The sequence below is a fragment of the Stenotrophomonas forensis genome, assembly GCF_028752115.1.
Classification (GTDB): domain Bacteria; phylum Pseudomonadota; class Gammaproteobacteria; order Xanthomonadales; family Xanthomonadaceae; genus Stenotrophomonas; species Stenotrophomonas forensis.
In genome coordinates, this window is the sequence record NZ_CP082270.1 from 2,131,030 (window position 1) to 2,147,916 (window position 16,887).

The window sequence follows — 16,887 nt, forward strand, 5'->3', positions numbered from 1 at the left end:
AGCAGGGTAAACCACGGCCGCGCGCGCGGCCACCGACGCCTCCCTGCGCTGGCCGCCGTAGTCAGTAGCGCGGGTCGGCGATGGCCGGTAGCACCAGCTCGCGCACGAAGCCTGAGGGTGACAGCTGCAGCAGTGCACGCACCATGGTCACCACGTCGTGCACGGGCACCAGCCCGCCTTCGCCGCGCGCTGCGGCGTCAGCCACCGGTACCGACAGTGCATCGTCGGTATTGAGATAGCCCAGCTGCAGGCTGGTGACCGCCAGGCGACGCTCGCGGAAGCCTTCGCGCAGCGCATCGGCGATGCCGTTGAGCGCGAACTTCGAAGCGCCGAAGGCCACTTCCGGGCGGCCGCTGCGCGGCAGTGCCGAGGTCGAACCGGTCAGCACCAGCTGTGGCCGTGCTGCATTCAATACACGGGGCAACAGGCGCTGCAGCAGCATCAGGGTGGCGGTGATGTTGACGTCGACCAGCTGCGCGAGCGCGGCATCGCTTTCATCGAGAAAGGCGTACTCGTCGCTGAAGGCCTTGTCTTCCCAGATGCCCAGGTTGTGGATCAGCACATCGATATCGGCCGGTGCCTGTGCTGCGATGTGGTCGGCAGCGTCGGTTGGCCGCGACAGGTCCGCTTCGATCCATTGCAGCTCGACGCCTTCGGGACAGGCGAGGTCGCGTGGGCGACCGCGCGAGACGCCGACGACGGTGTCGCCCGGGCCGCACAGGCCTTCGACGAATGCCCGACCGAGGCCCCTGCTGGCGCCGATGACCATCAACTTCATGTTGCTTCCTTGTATGCGGGAGTTGCAGCGACCGTCGCGGCGCCGGCCACTGTGGACGGCTAGCAGTGATTCGTCCATCGAACCACGCGTTGGCGTATGGGCCTGGTTCAGCGCGGCGACGCAGCTGCCGGAAGTGCGCGACAATCGCCATCGTCACCGACCGACGCTGGACCTGCGCATGCGCATGGACGAAACCGGATCCACTCCTGCCGAGATGCCGCTGCCGCAGGCGTGGCAGCAGGACCTGGCCGGCGCGCGTTTTGAGCGGCAGTCGATAGGTGTCTCACGCGCGGATGTTGCCCGCGTGCATCGGCCCGGGCAGGCCGATGCGTTCCTGAAATCGGAAGTGATCGATGCCTTCAGCGAACTGGGTGATGAGATCGCGCGCCTGCGCTGGTTGCAGGCACAGGGCCAGCCCGCACCGACGGTGATGGCCACTGCCGAAGAGGCGGGTCGGCGTTGGTTGCTGATGAGTGCGCTGCCGGGCCGCGACCTGGCCACGTCAGTGGATCTGCCACCGCAACAGGTGGTGGCGGTGTTGGCCGACGCATTGCGTGGACTGCATGCCTTGCCCGTGGCGACTTGTCCGTTCGACCAGCGGTTGGCATCGCGCCTCCATGCCGCGCAGGCACGCGTCGAAGCCGGTGTGGTCGACGCCGACGACTTCGACGACGAACGCCTGGGCCAGAGCGCGCAACAGGTCTTTGTCGAGCTTTGCGCGAGCCGGCCGGCGTATGAAGACCGGGTGGTCTGCCATGGCGATGCCTGCCTGCCCAACCTGATGGTGGCCGACGACCGCTTCAGCGGTTTCATCGATTGCGGACGCTTGGGCGTGGCCGACCGCTACCAGGACCTGGCATTGGCCGCGCGCAGCCTCGTGCACAATTTTGGTAACACGCGCTGGGTGGCACCGCTGTTCCAGCGTTACGGCGTGATCGCCGATGAGCGGCGTCTGGCGTTCTATCGGTTGCTCGACGAGTTCTTCTGAAGCGAGCGGGGGCTGAACGCCGGCCTGCCGGTGGCTTCGCGCGCACTATGAAATGGACGAACGTTCGTTCACTATTTGCGCCATGAGCCGAATCGACCGCAATGAGCAGCGCGTGACCCTGATCCTGCAGGCGGCCCTGCAGTGCTTCCTCGCCAAGGGGTTCCACCAGACCAGCATGCGCGACATCGCGCAGGCGGCCGGTGTCAGCCTGGGCAATCTCTACAACCACTTCCCGGGCAAGGAGGCGATCATCCTTGCGGTGGCCGTGGCCGAAAGCGAGGAACTGGCTCCGATGCTGCAGCGGCTGGCGGCGGCCGACGGCGAGCGCGCGCAGGTGCTGGCATTCCTGCAGGACTTCCACGCGTTGTGCCGGCAACCGGAGTGGGCAACGCTCGCGGTCGAGGTGCTGGCCGAGAGCGCACGCAACCCTGCCGTCGCCGAGGCCTTCGCGGCCAACCGCAGGCAGCTTCAACAGGTGTTGGGCGATGCGCTGCAGGGCATTGCGCGGCGCGAGCGGCGGCGCCCTGCGCTGGCCCCGGCATTGCAGGCGCAGGTGTTGCTGGATGCCATCGAAAGCGATGCGCTGCGCCAGGGCCTGGGTGAAGCCGGCAGCGTGGAGGAAGCTGCGCTGGACCTCGAACTGCTGGCACGGCTGCTGGGATCACGTGCATGAGCGCCGATGACCGGCGCCTGCACGGCCTGGATCTGGCACGCTACCTCGCGCTGGCCGGCATGGTGCTGGTCAACTTCCGCCTGGCGATGGCCGTGCCCGCAGAGGGTACGGGTGGGTTGGCAGGCTTCTTCCACCTGCTGGAAGGCAAGGCCTCGGCCACTTTCGTTACGCTGGCCGGGCTGGGCCTGGTGCTGGCCACGCAGCGGCAGGGATGGTGGTCGGCCAGCGTGCAGACCTGGCGACGCGCACTGTTCCTGCTGGTGCTGGGGCTGCTCAATCTGACACTGTTCCCAGCCGATATCCTGCACTACTACGCGGTGTACTTCGCACTGTCGGTGCTGTGGCTGCGTGCGTCGCCACGGCTGTTGCTGGCCAGCATCGTCGGCCTGGCCGCCGGTTCGTTCTGGGCGCTGCTGCAGTGGGACTACAGCGAAGGCTGGAACTGGCAGACGCTGGAGTATGCCGGCCTGTGGCAGTGGCCCGGCATGGCGCGCAACCTGTTGTTCAACGGCTTCCATCCGTTGCTGCCGTGGCTGTGCTTCTTCCTGCTGGGCATGCTGTTGGCGCGCCTGCCGTTGTCGCAGCCTCGGGTGCAGCGCGCACTGCTGGTGCTGGGCCTGCTGCTGATCGGGGCCGGGCATGGCGTGCAGCAGCTGGCGCAGGGAACGCCCTGGCAGCCGTGGCTGGGAACGCAGCCGATGCCGCCGGGACCGGCCTATGTGCTGACGGGTGCGGGAGCGGCCTGCAGTGTCATCGCGGCCTGCCTGTGGCTGGCGCGCCTACGCCCGGGTGAGTGGTTGGCACCGTTCACCACGGCCGGGCGAATGACCCTGACCCTGTACGTCGGGCATATCCTGCTGGGCATGGGCACGCTGGAAAGCCTGGGCCTGCTGGATGGCCGTGCCTCGCTCGCCTCGGTGCTGCTGTGGGCGCTGCTATTCCTGCTGCTGGCGACCGGGGCGGCGTGGCTGTGGTCATGGCAGTTCGCGCGCGGCCCTCTGGAAATGGCGATGCGGCGCATCGCGGGCTAGCCCTTGGGTCGTGACGCACGATGTTGTGACGGACATGTCTGTGTCGTAGCGAACGCATCTGCGATAGTAGCGACAGGTAATACTTTCCGTTTGCATCCATGTCATTCGCTTCGGCGCAGCATCTCGGCGAAGTCCTGCAGCAGTCCTATGCCATCACGGCGAACGCAGTGGTGCCGCGCCCGGTGGGCGCCGATGCCAGCGCCAGCGTGTATCGCGTCGATGCGCGGCGCGGGCAATGGTGGTTGAAGTGCCGCACCTACCAGGTCGATCCTGCAGTCTGGGACAGCCTGCACTGGCTGCGCGGCACGCTGGGGATCGAGGAGATCGTCGCGCCCTGGCCAGCGTTGACGGGAGGTGCGTCGGTGCAGCGCTGGGGGTTGCAGTTCACCTTGTTCCCCTACATCGAAGGGCAGTCCGGCTTCGAGGCGGCGCTGAGCCGCACGCAGTGGAAGCGGTTGGGCGACGTGCTGCGACGCCTGCACGCGGCGCAGCTGCCAGCGGAGCTGCAGCAGGCGTTGCCCATCGTGCGGCTGGAAACCGCCGCACTGGAAACGGTGGGACAGTGGCTGGTGGGTGAAGGGCTGGCGGTAGCGCAGGATGGGCTGGGCCGCGCATTCGCTTCGGTCTGGGATCAGCAGCATGCGCGCATCGCGGCGCTGCATGCGAGCGCGCTGGAGCTGCACGCTGCATTGAAGGATGCGCCGGTCGATCTGCACCTGTGCCACACCGACCTGCATGCCGGCAATCTACTGATGGGGAACGATGGCGGCCTGCATCTGATCGATTGGGATGGCCTGTCGCTGGCGCCACGCGAGCGCGACCTGATGTTCATCGGTGGCGCCGTGGGTGGGCGTTGGGGTCGCGAGAATCCGCTGGATTTCGCAGCAGGCTATGGCAACGACCTGGGCGATCCGCGCTGGATCGCGTGGTACCGGCACTGGCGCATCCTGCAGGACCTGATCGAGTTCCAGCAGGTCCTGCTGGGCAGTGATGGCGAGGAGCGTTCGCCGCAGCTGCGCCGGCAGTCGCTGCATTACCTGGGGGAGCAGTTTGCTCCGGGCAATGTGTTCGATGCGGCGGAGCGGGCGTATCGGGCGCTGTAAACGCACGTCACCCGTCATTGATGAGGCTTCGCGCTGCGCGCGATGAGTCGAGCATGGCTCGACTCTACAGGGGGACCTACTCGGCCGGTTTGGCTGCGGCGGAGGCGGCGGCACTGGCGGCGCGGCGTGACAGCACGGCTTCGCGATGGGCGATGTAGGCGTTGGCGGCAAGGATGATGCCGGCACCGGTGATGGTCCAGCGGTCCACGCTTTCGTTGAACAGCAGCCAGCCGAACAGCGTCACCAGCGGAAGTTGCAGGAAGCTGATCGGGGTCAGTGCCGAGACTTCGCCCAGGCGCAACGCGCGTGTCCACAACAGCTGGCCGATGGTGCCCAGCACGCCGGTGGCCAGCAGCCACAGCCAGGCGGTGCCGGTCGGCCAGACCCAGACGAACAGGGCCGGGACCAGCGACAGCGGCACCCAGAACACGTAGGTGTAGAGCACCACGGTGTCGGCGCTGTCGACGCGGGTGAGCTGCTTGATCTGGATCGCCACCAGCGAACTGAGCAGGGCGGCGGCCACCGCTACCAGGCTGCCGGCGGTGAAGCCAGCGGTACCCGGTCGCACGATCACCAGCACGCCGATGAAGCCGACCACCACCGCTGCCCAGCGACGCACGCGCATGGTTTCGCCCAACCACAGTACCGCCGCAATCGTGACGAACAGCGGGGTGGAGTAGGACAGGGAGACCGCCTGCGCCAGCGGCAGATGGCCCAGCGCCCAGAAGGCGCACAGCATCGAGCCCAGGCCGATCGCGCTGCGCAGGAAATAACGCGGCAACTGCTGGGTTTTCAGCGGCGCGTGGCCCGGGCGCAGCAGCATCGGCAACAGTGCGAGCAGGCCGAAGGCGTTGCGGAAGAAGGCCACTTCCTGGGTCGGCACGTAGCGGGTGGCATAGCGGATCGCCACCGCCATCAGGCCGAACGCCATCGTGCTGCCGAGCATCAGCAGCGCCGCCCGCATCGGGGTGGCGCCTGGGGAGAGGGTGGGGGTGTTCACCACTGTGCGCCGAGCAGGCGGGGCTCCGGTTCGATCGGCACGCCGAATTTCTCCAGCACCGAGGCCGAGATGCGGCGTGCCAATGCCAGCAGTTCAGCGCCAGTGGCGTTGCCGTGGTTGACCAGTACCAGCGCATGGCTCGGTGCCACCCCGGCATCGCCCTCGCGGAAACCCTTCCAGCCACAGGATTCGATCATCCAGGCGGCCGAGACCTTGCGCTTGCCTTCCTGGTCGGACGGGAACACCGGCAGATCCGGGAAATGCTGCAGCAGTACGTCGACCTGTTCCAGCGGCAACACCGGATTCTTGAAGAAGCTGCCAGCGTTGCCGAGCACGTCGGGGTCGGGCAGCTTGCGGCGGCGGATCGCGATCACTGCATTGGCCACGTCCACCGCGCCGGGCAGTTCCACGCCCTGCGCCTGCAGTTCCTCGCGGATGCCGGCGTAGTCCATGCGCAGGTCATGCAGCAGCGGCAGCTTCAGCTCGATGGAGGTGATCAGGTAGCGGTCCATCTGCTGCTTGAAGACGCTGTCGCGGTAAGCGAAACCACACTGCTCGTTGTCCAGCCGCACCCAGGCCTGGTCGTGGCAGTCCCAGGCTTCGACGGCCTGGATGAATTCTCCGACCTGCGCGCCATAGGCGCCGATGTTCTGGATCGGCGCGGCACCAGCGGTGCCTGGAATCAGCGCCAGGTTCTCCAGCCCGGACAGGCCTTCCTGCAGTGACCACATGACCAGGCCGTGCCAGGGCACGCCGGCACCGGCGCGGATCACCGCGTGGTCGGCGCGGTGTTCAAGGAAACTGATGTCACGGTTGCCGAACACCAGCACGGTGCCGGGCAGGTCTTCGGCGATCAGCACGTTGCTGCCGCTGCCCAGCACCAGCAGCGGGCCGTTGGCTACCTCGGGCAGCGCCAGCACGTCCGGTAGCAGTGCGGGATCGTGCAGTTCCAGCAGCTGTGCGGCGCTGGCCTGCACGTGGAAGGTGTTCAGCGCCTGCAGCGGCGCATTGCGGGTGAGCGTCCAGCGCAGCGGTGCGGCGCCGTCGGTGGTGTCCATGGGCGCGCTCACAGCGGCGCCACCGCGCCACGGCTGGGCGCTTCGCGGCGGCGACGGATCGCCTCCACGCACTCGGAGACCAGCGCCGGGCCGCGGAAGATCAGGCCGCTGTAGCACTGCACCAGCGCGGCACCGGCGGCCATCTTGGCCACTGCATCGGCGCCGGACAGGATGCCGCCGACACCGACCAGCGGTACCGACTCGGGCAGGCGCGCGCGCAGGCGGCGCAGCACCAGCGTGGACTGCTCCAGCACCGGTGCGCCGGACAGGCCGCCGGCTTCGTTGGCCAACGGGTCGCCGGCCACCTTGCTGTGGTCGACGGTGGTGTTGGTGGCGATCACGCCGTCCACCTTCAGTTCGCCCAGCACGCGCGCAGCGGCATCGATGTCACGCTCGCTCAGGTCCGGCGCCACCTTCACCAGCATCGGCACGCGGCGGCCGTGCTGTGCGGCCAGTGCCTCCTGGCGGTCGCGCAGCTGGCTGACCAGCTGGCGCAGCGCGGTTTCCTCCTGCAGTTCACGCAGGCCGGCGGTGTTGGGCGAGGAGATGTTGACGGTGATGTAGTCCGCCAACGGGTACACCTTGTCCAGGCAGGCGATGTAGTCATCCACGGCCTGTTCGTTGGGGGTGTCCTTGTTCTTGCCGATGTTGATGCCGAGCAGGCCACGGCGGTTGCGCGCGCGCTCGACGTTGCGCACCAGCGCATCCACGCCCGCATTGTTGAAGCCCATGCGGTTGATGATCGCGTTGTGTTCCGGCAGGCGGAACAGGCGCGGCTGTGGATTGCCGGCCTGCGGGCGCGGGGTGATGGTGCCGATCTCGACGAAGCCGAAGCCGAGTGCGAACAGCGCATCGATGTGCTCGCCGTTCTTGTCCAGGCCGGCGGCCAGGCCAACCGGATTGGGGAAGGTCAGCCCGAACACGGTGCTCGGCATCGGCGCGATGCGGGCGGCCAGCAGCGGCGTGGTGCCGATGCGATAGGCCAGGTCCAGTGCGGACAGGCCGAGGCCGTGGGCGCGCTCGGCGTCGAGCGAGAACAGGAAGGGGCGGGCAAGCGAATACATGCGTCGGTTCAGTCCAGCGTGCCGAGGAAGGCTCGGGTTTGATATTCAAAAGCGACCTGGCCGTCGACCGCGTGGGCGGCGAACAGGTCCTGCAGGGCATCGATCATCGGCGCGTGGCGCGGATGACCGGGTTGCGGTGCGTAGGAAGAAGACAACAGGCGACCGCGCAGGGCGTCCAGGTCCAGGTACTGCACGTTCGGCAGCTGCACCATGCCGCGCAGCCCAGTGCCGAACCAGGCCTGCATGGTGGCGTCGTCCTGGTAGCGTTCGGCCACCGCGCTGTAGTCGGTGCCGTAGTCCAGCAGCAGCTGCTCGTAGCCGACCAGGAACGGGCTGGCGTCAAGCAGGCGCGAGTTCCAGTAGATCAGTGCCTGGCCGCCCGGGCGCAGGATGCGCTGCCACTCGGCGCGCACCGCCACGGTGTCGAACCAGTGGAAGGCCTGCGCGACGCTCACCAGATCGATGCTGGCATCGTCCAGGCCGGTCGCTTCGGCGCGGCCGTCGACCGCACGGAACTGCGGATACTGCGGTGCCAGCCATGCTTCGGCGGCGCCGCGCATGGCCGCATTCGGCTCAACGGCAACCACCGGATGGCCGGTGGCCAGGAACAGGCGGCTGGAGATGCCGGTGCCGGCGCCGATGTCGGCCACCAGCGCCTGATGGCTGACGCCCATCGGGCCGTGCAGCCATTGCAGCAGCGCGGGCGGGTAATCGGGCCGGTAGCGGACGTAGTCGGCGACGCGGCTGCTGAAGCGTTCAGTGCTGTCGGAGGCGGTCATGGCGGTCAGCTCGATACAGCGGCGAGCCAGGCCAGGCCGCCGAAGAACAGGATGAAGACCAGGATCGCGGCGATCACCGCGCCGACCATCACCCAGCCCAGCACCAGCCCGGTGACGGCCAGGCCGTCACCTTCAAGTTCAAGCGGGCGGCGGCGGATTTCGGCGCGGGCCATGTGGCCGGTGACGATGGCGACGATGCTGGCCACGAAGGGCAGGACGGTCCAGCTGGCGATGCCCATGACCAGGCTGACCACGGCCAGGGCGCTTGTCTGTCGGGGTGCCACGCTCATCGGGGTCCTCCTTGGCAGTGTGCACATGATAGTGCCTATGCCCGGGCAATCCCATGCCCGGTGAATCCAAGGGCGCCAACCAAGGTTGGCCGCTACGGCAGAAGTCGACCTTGGTCGACGAAAGGCATTCCAGCCAGGTAGGCGTCGACCTTGGTCGACGAAAGGCATGCCAACCAAGGTTGGCAGCTACCGGGATGCCGGTGTCAGCCCATCAGCACCTGGCCGCCATCCACGTTGAGCACGCTGCCGGTGATCCAGCGTGCCAGTGGCGAGCACAGGAACAGCGCGGCATCGGCGATCTCGCGCGGATGGCCGAAGCGGCCGAACGGAATCTTCGCCAGGGTGCCGTGGTACAGCGCGGGATCTTCGCTGCGGCGGCGGTCCCACAGGCCGTCGTCGAACTCGATCGAGCCGGGCGCGATGGCATTGACCCGGATCCGGTCCTTGACCAGCGCCAACGCCTGCGAGGTGGTGTAGTGCGAGAGCGCAGCCTTGGCCGCAGCATAGGGCGCGCCACCGGGGCGCGGCTGCTGCGCGGCAATCGAAGACAGATTGAGGATGCAGGCGTCGTCGGACATGCGCAGCCACGGCAAGGCCAGCCGCGAGGCCCGCACCGCCGCCATCAGGTCCACCTGCAGGCTGGCCGCCCATCCGTCCTCGTCGTCGGCCATGCCGTAACCGGTGGCATTGTTGACCAGCACGTCGATGCCACCGAGTGCGTCGGCGGCGGCCTGCAGCCAGCCCTGGATCTGACCGGTGTCAGCCAGGTCGGCGGCGAACGCGTGCAGCACGACGCCCTGTGCGGTTGCATCGGCGCGCAGCACGTCCAGGCCGGACTGGCCGCGGGCGCAGACCGAAACCTGCGCACCGGCGCCGGCAAACGCCAGCGCCATTTCACGACCGATGCCCTTGCTGCCGCCAGCGATCAGCACGCGGCGGCCGCTGTAATCAAGGATCGGAGCCCCGCTGGGGATCCGATCCGGTGCCGTGGGTGCGGCGTTGTCCATCACAGGTCGAACTTGATGCCCTGGGCCAGCGGCAGCGAATCCGAATAGTTGATGGTGTTGGTCTGGCGGCGCATGTAGACCTTCCACGCATCCGAGCCGGACTCGCGGCCACCGCCGGTGTCCTTCTCGCCACCGAAGGCGCCACCGATTTCCGCACCGGACGTGCCGATGTTGATGTTGGCGATGCCGCAGTCGCTGCCGGCGGCCGACAGGAACTTCTCGGCGGTCTTCAGGTTGGTGGTGAAGATCGAGGACGACAGGCCCTGCGGCACGCCGTTCTGCATATCGATGGCTTCGTCGAGGCTGTCGTACGGCATCACGTACAGGATCGGCGCGAAGGTCTCATGCTGGACCACGGCGTCGCTGTTCTTCAGGCCGGAGACAATCGCCGGCAGGACGAAGTTGCCGGCGCGGTCGATGCGGGTGCCACCGGTTTCGATGGTGCCGCCGGCGGCCTTGGCCTGGGCGATGGCATCGAGGAACTGCTGCACGGCGCCGTCACTGTTCAACGGGCCCATCAGGTTGGCGGCGTCGGTCGGGTCGCCGATCTTGCCTTCCACCTGCTTGTAGGCCTTCACCAGCGTGGCCAGTACGTCGGCGTAGATCGAGCGGTGCACGATCAGGCGGCGGGTAGTGGTGCAGCGCTGGCCGGCGGTACCGACCGCACCGAACACGATGCCCGGCACGGCCAGCTTCAGGTCGGCGGTTTCGTCCAGGATGATGGCGTTGTTGCCGCCCAGCTCCAGCAGGCAGCGGCCAAGGCGGCGCGCCACCTTCTCGTTGACGGTGCGGCCGACCTGGGTCGAGCCGGTGAAGCTGATCAGCGGCACGCGACGGTCATCGACCATCTTTTCCGACAGCGCGGTACCGGCATCGTTGATCAGGAAGAAGATGTCCGGGAAGCCGGCCTCGCGCAGCGCGTCGTTGCAGATCTTCAGCGAGGCGATGGCGGTCAGCGGGGTCTTGTTGGACGGCTTCCAGATGCACACGTCGCCACAGATGGCGGCCAGGAACGAATTCCAGCTCCACACCGCAACCGGGAAGTTGAAGGCCGAGATGATGCCGACCAGGCCCAGCGGGTGGTACTGCTCGTACATGCGGTGGCCGGGGCGCTCGGAATGCATGGTGTAGCCGTACAGCATGCGGCTCTGGCCGACGGCGAAATCGGCGATGTCGATCATCTCCTGCACTTCGCCATCGCCTTCCGGCTTGCTCTTGCCCATTTCCAGGGCCACCAGCGAACCGAGGGCATCCTTGTGCTTGCGCAGCGCTTCGCCGCACAGGCGCACGGCTTCGCCGCGGCGCGGCGCCGGGGTGGTGCGCCAGATCTTGAAGGCTTCCTGGGCACGGGCGACGACGGTGTCGTACTCGGCCTCGGTGGTGGCGCGGACCTGCGCGATCGGCTCGCCGGTGGTCGGGTTGACCGGGGTGATCAGCTCACCGCTGGTCGCGCTCGACCATTCCCCGTTGCCCAGGTACGTGCCAGCGTTGATCGCGTCCAGGCCAAGGGACTTGAGCAGCTCGGAAGACATGCAGACTCCTGTGTTTCGTTACGTTGTTTGGTGCCATCGCGGGCAGGTGGGGGGACGCGATGAACTGAATCGCCGATGGTAGCAGAGCGGCCCATGCGGCCATGGTGCAACGCGCCAGCGCAGCTGGGTGGAACATGAATGCTTGGAGGGCAGGGCGTGTTGCCTGTAAACTTCCAGGCTGCATGGCCCCGTAGCTCAGCTGGATAGAGCGTCCCCCTCCTAAGGGGAAGGTCGCCCGTTCGAATCGGGCCGGGGTCACCAGAATCAATAGCTTAGGCGGGCTCAGTGGTGAGCAATTCCCACTGTTTCCCGCATATCCACAGGATTTGGTCCCAGTGGTCCCAATGGTCCCGCTCAGTACTTGAGCTTCGCGACTGCGCCATCGTCGCCTTCAGGCGTTAGGTGGGCGTAGAACTTCTCAGTCGTGGCGTAATCAGCGTGCCCGGCCAGAATCTGCACCCTTCGCAACGGAACCCCGGCGATCACCATGTGGGCGCAGAAGGTGTGCCGTAGCCGGTGGAGGCTGCCACCGATTCCCGCACGCTTGGCATCCGAGGTGAACCAATCGGAGAGCGTGTCCCTGTGCACGGCCACCAGCGGATCGGGTAGGCGGCGAAGCGCCCAGCCGCCACTCGTGGGCGTTGCGTGTACGACTACACTGCCGGCAGATCTCAGGGAGCGAATCCATGGCTAGGGTCGACAAAGGCACCACCAAGATCGGCTTCATCAACCGGAACAAGCAGGAGAACATCCGCGCCACCGGCCTCCCTGGCACGGACCACGGGCAGTCCATCTATGTCCTGCACTGCAAGCCCTGCGGGGAGACCTATGGCGCGAATGGTAGCGACATACACCTGCGCAAATGCCCAGCCTGCCAGGGCGGGCGGCCGGGCCTGGACTTCGAAGCACCCTAGGGTCATTCCGACCCCACAGAGTGGTGTCGCCCGATGGCGCCGGCCGGGCAGCGCGGTCAGCCCATCGCTGTCCGTGATGAGGCCCGTCACCACTACGCCTGCAATGAAGGTCAATACGGACACGATGGCCCACCCTTCCGTGGCATACATCAGCACGGGAAGGATCAATGGCATTGGCTTTGACGGCGCGCGTTTTATCGTCGGAACCCTGACCGCAACGAACATGATTCAGGTCAGCGCGGACATGGGCCAGGCTGCCGCATGAGGCACACGCGGCACTGCTGGCGCGCTGGCACCTGGCGCAGAGTCTGTATCAGTACAAGGCGATCTGGAAGGCGGCGACCTCGCCCGCAGCGGTGGTTACAGCGCCGCTGGGGGATGGTGGGGCCACGTAGCCGTCGGCGGGCGGTGGATGGGTCACCGCCCGCTGGGGCTCGGTCGGGAGGGCTTTCGGACGCTAGAGCTCTTGTGAGCCCTTAGGGAGTTTCGGGAGCGGTGAGTCAGGGCCGGCTGTCACTGTGCCGGTTTGTCCTCCGCCACAACTGCCATAGCAACCACTGCCTGGATTGGCGCCGCCCGGATTCCCGACGCCTTGACCGCTTCCATGGCCAGTTCCTGAGCCGGTGCCATTAGCATTTCCGCTAGGATTCAAAGGAGTAGTACTGGCTTGGGCTTCATACTTGACTCCCATGTATCCATCTCCGTCCAACGTAACTTCATAGCCAACACAAGCAGTTCCGTTACACATTGTTATGACGTCACCGGGGGCTATCGACAGAGACTCAAGAGCAACAAGTCTGTTGAAACTCGCTATGGCGAGAGTAAGCTCATTTGAGGTGTGTGGGTCGATTCTCGGATAGCCCAGTGCGCAGTTATTACAGGGATAAGTCCCGATGTTTCTAGTTCCTCGCACTTGGGCATGCACGTAAACCGCTACTCCTAGCAGAAAGACCAACAGGAATGCTGCCGTAAGCCTGATTTTCATCTCTTGCTCCTCTGTGCCAGCGTAGCGGCCAGTTGATTGGCCTTCCTTAGATCAGTCGGAGTCATGGACTGTGCCATGAGGTCCAGCATCTGCTCGTTTCCACCGATGGGAGTCAGCTCTCCAGCAGCCTTTTTGTAGGCGTAGGCAAGGATCGGGTCCTTCGGCGTAATGATGCCGCGCTGATACGCAGTTCCCAGAGTAAAGAGCCCATCCGGGTTGCCGGTGTCAGCTACACTTTTGATATAGCGATATGAGTCGTCATTGAACTGCTTAACTTTTTCGGCCGATACTGCTTGTTCCTGCTGATCTCCAACGATGATATCCATGTAGTTGTAGTAGGCCAGCCGCGCGTAGGAGTCGCCCCCTTGCGCAGCCTCCTTCAGCCATCGGGACGTCTCCTTTAGTGCATCGCCTGGGATGCCCTCGCATTGCTTGAGCTTCTCTTCGGTGAAAGCGAGAGTACTCATTTCTTGATCGGCCAAGTATTGCTCTCGTGTCTTCCCACTGGCTTTGAGAATTTCTGGAGAGACTTGACTATCGGAGTAGTCAAGTTGCCTGTCTGACTGCATTGCAACGCGGCACTCGTTGAGCAACAAGAACAGCTGTCGTTTTGCTTCCGGATCTCCAGCTTCTGCTCTATTGCGGAGCGCCGGATACAGATCTTTCACGGGAGCATCTGGTAGGCGCTGTGCAGATTGGAGATTGGTATCGATTGCTGTTGGCTTTGGAGAGATGCCTCGAAGCTCTGCAGTAGCAGCGGGTACTTCATTCTTCGGTGTGCCGCTCACCTGTTGAACATCATCATTCTTATCTGAGCATGAGGTGACCATGCAGGCGATGAGTGCGAACTTTGACAGGCGCAAGCACTGATAGACAAAGCTGTACTTTAGGGATGGATTTGGCATCGGGTTCTCCATTACGCGCCAGTCGATAGATGAGCAAGCATGCTATCTCGACGGTCGCAACATTCAATCGGTTGCTGCAATAGGTAAAATATCACTCCTCTTGTAGGTAATTTCCTACGGCAAGCAAACTTTGCTGCGCCGGCATAGAGTCGAGTCAGGCTCGACTCTCCGATTCGGGCAGATGGGCGATCTCGTCAAATCGCCGATGCAGGCCTTAACGGTTCCTTCGCCAAACGATTCAGGCAGAGCGCTGCTGCGTTCGCAGGATCTGCGACCGCCGGTCGTATCCTTCCGGCCATGCTTCCCTCGCACGGCTACCAAGGCTTCCGCACCGCCCCGACCCCCTCTGGCTGGGTCCAGATCGGTGAGCGCTGGGCGCTCTGGTAAAACGGGCGCGAGACGGCTAGCGTCACGCTCGACGGCGGGCCCGGGGTCCGGCTATGGATGGAAGGCAGGGGACGTCAAGGAAGTGCGGGCCGCCAACGTCCGGCAGGCAAAGCGTTACGGCGAGCGCTGGTGCGCGGCCAGGCTCTATCCAGATCTGCCCCTTCGTGAGGCCATGGCCCGCTTGACCGACAGCACGCCGATCCAACCGCCCCCGCCACGAAGCCCGGGGCGAAGGATCCGATGAAGATGTGGGTGGGGGCAGGGGCAGGGGGCGCCAAGCTAGGCCGCGGCTACTGACCAGTGGCCGGTTTCTGGCTGCTTAGCAGCAGGCCGACGCCGGCAATGAGGCATGCGGCTAGAGCCGCGATGGACAGAGGGAGATGGAATTCCTCACGGCCAGCAGCGGCAAATGCGAAGTGGATTGCTGCTGTGCCGGCACCTACTATCCCGCACAGGCGGGCATAAGCTCGCGCGGACGGCTTGGCCAGCGCGACTTGGCGATACCCGTGCAGCAGGGCGCCGACAGCGACTAGGTTGAAGACAAGGAAACCTTGGATGCCACCGGGGACGCGGAACATGTCCCATTCGTGCCAGAACGCGGCGTCAATCTGGTGCAGGATCAATGCCACGAGTGTTGCCAGATACCACCGTTCCATGGAGCTTTCCGTCCGAGGGTTCGCGAAGTCTAACAGCCGGTTTCAGTTGCCGAGCAGGGAGGCGTTTGATCGAGGCGGGGAGAGCTGCAGTGCATCAAGGACGCGCGAGAGCCCACCGAGCCGCCGGCTACGAAACCCCGCCCGAAGGACCGCTTGGGCGCAGCGTGGTCGCAGTTGATCCGCAAGTCATTGAATTAGAAGGGCATGCAATCCCCCTCCTAAAAGATCGCCCGTTCGAATCGGGCCGGGGTCTCCAGAATCAAAGAGTTGCAGTGGTTCGACGGTCCGGTGCTGTTCTTGTTCGATCGCCGGGACTGGAACCCGGGCTCTGGTCAGGTCAACGCCCGCAGCTATGGCCGCACGGTGCGCGTTCCGGAAGGCAGAAGCATGTCGACACCTGTTTCAACCCGGGCCCGACTGTCCTGGCCGCGCTCTATTGAATCTTCGAAGACGAGCGGCACCCATCTACGAGCATCGGCTCGCGACCTGATTGCGAGCGATGTTTAAGAGCCTTCGGCTGGATACGTGAGACGAATTGGCGTGATTCGTGCCTGTCCATCGAGTATTTGAATGTCTCCGGGAATGGGAGATGCTGCGATGAGCCCCAAGGGCAAGGGTGGTGGTTCGGCCAGCCAGCACAGCACAGTGGCAACGCTATACGATGAAACGTTCACGCATAAAAATACTGTGTCTGGTGCTGATGAATTGATAGATGCGGCCGCTCTTTTCAAAGGGCTGAATCTCAATTATGGAAATGCCAAAGGCGCAGAAGTTTCCAGCCAGTGCAAGAGTCACGCGGAGATGAAGCTGCTTGCGTGCTGGTGGACGGGGCTGAAGAGCTCGAAGACTTTTGGTAGCTCAGTTGGAATCGAATTGAATGAATTCCCATGCTCCTGCTGCCATACGGTGCTCAAGGTTCTGACGATAAAAGCCGAAAAGGAGAGCGGTCCAAGGTTCAACTTGATCTGCGTCCGCATGCCCGCTGGAACCTCGACGGCCTACATGGGGGATCATGCAGGTGATGCTGGTGCCATGAACATCAATCCTCCGGTCACCATCCGCTATCAAAACGGAGCAGCGACCTACCACCGTCATCCGGCGCCGCCAGCTTAGTGCTGGGTAAGGCTGCGCTGCAGAGGACATGGCGAGGGACCTTGGGGAGATACAAGGCAGTGTCCCCACTCACGCGGGGACGTTCCTGTCTGTAGTAGTCAGGTGCGGATCACTCGGCTGGCGTCGAAGCATCCAACTCACGCTGAACGGCATCCCTGCGGATGTCGTCTATGGCGTGCTGTTGCGCTCCAAGCATTGCTCGGCAGCGTTCACCTTCCGCACGGGCAAAGTCGATATCGCCGTGTTCGGCCATGGCTGCAACTCTTGTCGCGGCGGCAGAACGTCGAGGGGCAACCATGGGCAACCACGCGCTGTACCTGGCCGGTTTGGTTGCGGTCAATGCGTATGCCTGTGCATGCAGCCACAGCGCCGCAGCCTGCGCTCCGTTGCCCATGTTCCTGAACTGCTCTGCGGATGCGGAGCGCCCGGCTTTCATTTCCCAGGTCGACATGAAATCCCACCATCCTGCGCAGTCCGCGAAGGTGTCAGCCGCTTCTGTTGCCTCCGCAATCGCCGCAGTGACCTCTTCACTTGCCGGAGCTTTCGGTGCAGCCGGGTTCCCCGGCTCGGCGGCCATGCCGAGGATCAGCAGAAATCCACTCAGTTCCATACAGCCCTCCGTAG

At 64.9% G+C, this 16,887-nt stretch carries 19 protein-coding genes, 1 tRNA gene and 1 pseudogene; 9 read left to right on the forward strand and 12 right to left on the reverse strand.

Features of this window, described 5'->3' with window-relative positions; translation table 11 throughout:
* Positions 1-61: 61 nt before the first annotated feature.
* Positions 62-778: an SDR family NAD(P)-dependent oxidoreductase gene (locus K5L94_RS10150; RefSeq protein ID WP_053449561.1), complete on the reverse strand. Its 717-nt coding sequence runs from the start codon at positions 776-778 to the stop codon at positions 62-64.
* A 214-nt stretch (positions 779-992) separates the two neighbouring features.
* Between K5L94_RS10150 and K5L94_RS10155 the strand changes: the two genes are divergently transcribed.
* The 4 genes from K5L94_RS10155 to K5L94_RS10170 all read left to right on the forward strand — a co-directional run bounded on the left by K5L94_RS10155 (position 993) and on the right by K5L94_RS10170 (position 4,573).
* Entirely contained in the window at positions 993-1,766 is a 774-nt protein-coding gene (locus K5L94_RS10155; RefSeq protein WP_238581887.1) for an APH(3')-II family aminoglycoside O-phosphotransferase, read from the forward strand.
* A gap of 82 nt (positions 1,767-1,848) precedes the next feature.
* Positions 1,849-2,439: a TetR/AcrR family transcriptional regulator gene (locus tag K5L94_RS10160; protein ID WP_053449562.1), complete on the forward strand. Its 591-nt coding sequence runs from the start codon at positions 1,849-1,851 to the stop codon at positions 2,437-2,439.
* Positions 2,436-3,470: a heparan-alpha-glucosaminide N-acetyltransferase domain-containing protein gene (locus K5L94_RS10165; RefSeq protein ID WP_053449563.1), complete on the forward strand. Its 1,035-nt coding sequence runs from the start codon at positions 2,436-2,438 to the stop codon at positions 3,468-3,470. The genes K5L94_RS10160 and K5L94_RS10165 overlap by 4 nt, the downstream gene beginning before the upstream one ends.
* A 98-nt stretch (positions 3,471-3,568) precedes the next feature.
* On the forward strand, positions 3,569-4,573 hold the full coding sequence (locus K5L94_RS10170; protein ID WP_053449564.1) for an aminoglycoside phosphotransferase family protein: 1,005 nt from the start codon (positions 3,569-3,571) through the stop codon (positions 4,571-4,573).
* A gap of 76 nt (positions 4,574-4,649) precedes the next feature.
* On the opposite strand, the gene K5L94_RS10175 is transcribed toward K5L94_RS10170, so the two are convergent.
* The 7 genes from K5L94_RS10175 to amaB all read right to left on the reverse strand — a co-directional run bounded on the left by K5L94_RS10175 (position 4,650) and on the right by amaB (position 11,303).
* Entirely contained in the window at positions 4,650-5,537 is an 888-nt protein-coding gene (locus tag K5L94_RS10175) for a DMT family transporter (RefSeq protein ID WP_274512625.1), read from the reverse strand.
* A 32-nt stretch (positions 5,538-5,569) separates the two neighbouring features.
* Positions 5,570-6,631, reverse strand: a complete 1,062-nt coding sequence (gene murB, locus K5L94_RS10180; protein ID WP_053449566.1) for a UDP-N-acetylmuramate dehydrogenase — start codon at positions 6,629-6,631, stop codon at positions 5,570-5,572.
* 8 nt (positions 6,632-6,639) lie between these two features.
* Positions 6,640-7,695: a quinone-dependent dihydroorotate dehydrogenase gene (locus K5L94_RS10185; RefSeq protein ID WP_053449567.1), complete on the reverse strand. Its 1,056-nt coding sequence runs from the start codon at positions 7,693-7,695 to the stop codon at positions 6,640-6,642.
* 8 nt (positions 7,696-7,703) lie between these two features.
* Positions 7,704-8,474 (reverse strand): class I SAM-dependent methyltransferase, encoded by a 771-nt coding sequence (locus tag K5L94_RS10190; RefSeq protein WP_053449568.1) that lies wholly within the window; start codon positions 8,472-8,474, stop codon positions 7,704-7,706.
* A gap of 5 nt (positions 8,475-8,479) precedes the next feature.
* Positions 8,480-8,764 carry a DUF4190 domain-containing protein gene (locus K5L94_RS10195; protein ID WP_053449569.1) on the reverse strand — a complete coding sequence of 95 codons (285 nt, stop codon included), beginning with the start codon at positions 8,762-8,764 and terminating at the stop codon, positions 8,480-8,482.
* Between the two features lie 203 nt (positions 8,765-8,967).
* Entirely contained in the window at positions 8,968-9,771 is an 804-nt protein-coding gene (locus K5L94_RS10200; protein WP_274512532.1) for an SDR family NAD(P)-dependent oxidoreductase, read from the reverse strand.
* Positions 9,771-11,303, reverse strand: a complete 1,533-nt coding sequence (gene amaB, locus K5L94_RS10205; RefSeq protein WP_049457223.1) for an L-piperidine-6-carboxylate dehydrogenase — start codon at positions 11,301-11,303, stop codon at positions 9,771-9,773. The genes K5L94_RS10200 and amaB overlap by 1 nt, the downstream gene beginning before the upstream one ends.
* A gap of 184 nt (positions 11,304-11,487) precedes the next feature.
* On the opposite strand from amaB, the gene K5L94_RS10210 reads away from it, so the two are divergent.
* A tRNA-Arg gene (locus tag K5L94_RS10210) sits at positions 11,488-11,564 on the forward strand.
* Positions 11,565-11,657: 93 nt separating this feature from the next.
* On the opposite strand, the gene K5L94_RS10215 is transcribed toward K5L94_RS10210, so the two are convergent.
* Positions 11,658-11,897: a tyrosine-type recombinase/integrase gene (locus K5L94_RS10215; RefSeq protein WP_285303993.1), complete on the reverse strand. Its 240-nt coding sequence runs from the start codon at positions 11,895-11,897 to the stop codon at positions 11,658-11,660.
* A 92-nt stretch (positions 11,898-11,989) separates the two neighbouring features.
* Here K5L94_RS10215 and K5L94_RS10220 point away from each other — a divergent pair, with 92 nt between their 5' ends.
* On the forward strand, positions 11,990-12,217 hold the full coding sequence (locus K5L94_RS10220) for a hypothetical protein (RefSeq protein WP_180878160.1): 228 nt from the start codon (positions 11,990-11,992) through the stop codon (positions 12,215-12,217).
* Between the two features lie 103 nt (positions 12,218-12,320).
* Positions 12,321-12,482, forward strand: a complete 162-nt coding sequence (locus tag K5L94_RS10225; RefSeq protein ID WP_274512533.1) for a hypothetical protein — start codon at positions 12,321-12,323, stop codon at positions 12,480-12,482.
* Positions 12,483-13,198: 716 nt separating this feature from the next.
* Here K5L94_RS10225 and K5L94_RS10230 read toward each other — a convergent pair.
* Positions 13,199-14,107, reverse strand: a complete 909-nt coding sequence (locus K5L94_RS10230; protein WP_274512534.1) for an SEL1-like repeat protein — start codon at positions 14,105-14,107, stop codon at positions 13,199-13,201.
* Positions 14,108-14,404: 297 nt separating this feature from the next.
* Between K5L94_RS10230 and K5L94_RS21935 the strand changes: the two are divergent.
* Positions 14,405-14,711 (forward strand): annotated as a pseudogene (locus tag K5L94_RS21935) (hypothetical protein); the annotation flags it as partial.
* 73 nt (positions 14,712-14,784) lie between these two features.
* On the opposite strand, the gene K5L94_RS10235 reads toward K5L94_RS21935, so the two are convergent.
* Entirely contained in the window at positions 14,785-15,150 is a 366-nt protein-coding gene (locus K5L94_RS10235) for a DUF6713 family protein (RefSeq protein WP_180878157.1), read from the reverse strand.
* Positions 15,151-15,747: 597 nt separating this feature from the next.
* Between K5L94_RS10235 and K5L94_RS10240 the strand changes: the two genes are divergently transcribed.
* Positions 15,748-16,263, forward strand: coding sequence for a hypothetical protein (locus K5L94_RS10240; RefSeq protein ID WP_164087103.1), 516 nt, complete (start codon positions 15,748-15,750; stop codon positions 16,261-16,263).
* A 109-nt stretch (positions 16,264-16,372) separates the two neighbouring features.
* Here K5L94_RS10240 and K5L94_RS10245 read toward each other — a convergent pair whose 3' ends face one another.
* Positions 16,373-16,873: a hypothetical protein gene (locus K5L94_RS10245; RefSeq protein ID WP_274512535.1), complete on the reverse strand. Its 501-nt coding sequence runs from the start codon at positions 16,871-16,873 to the stop codon at positions 16,373-16,375.
* Positions 16,874-16,887: the final 14 nt, after the last annotated feature.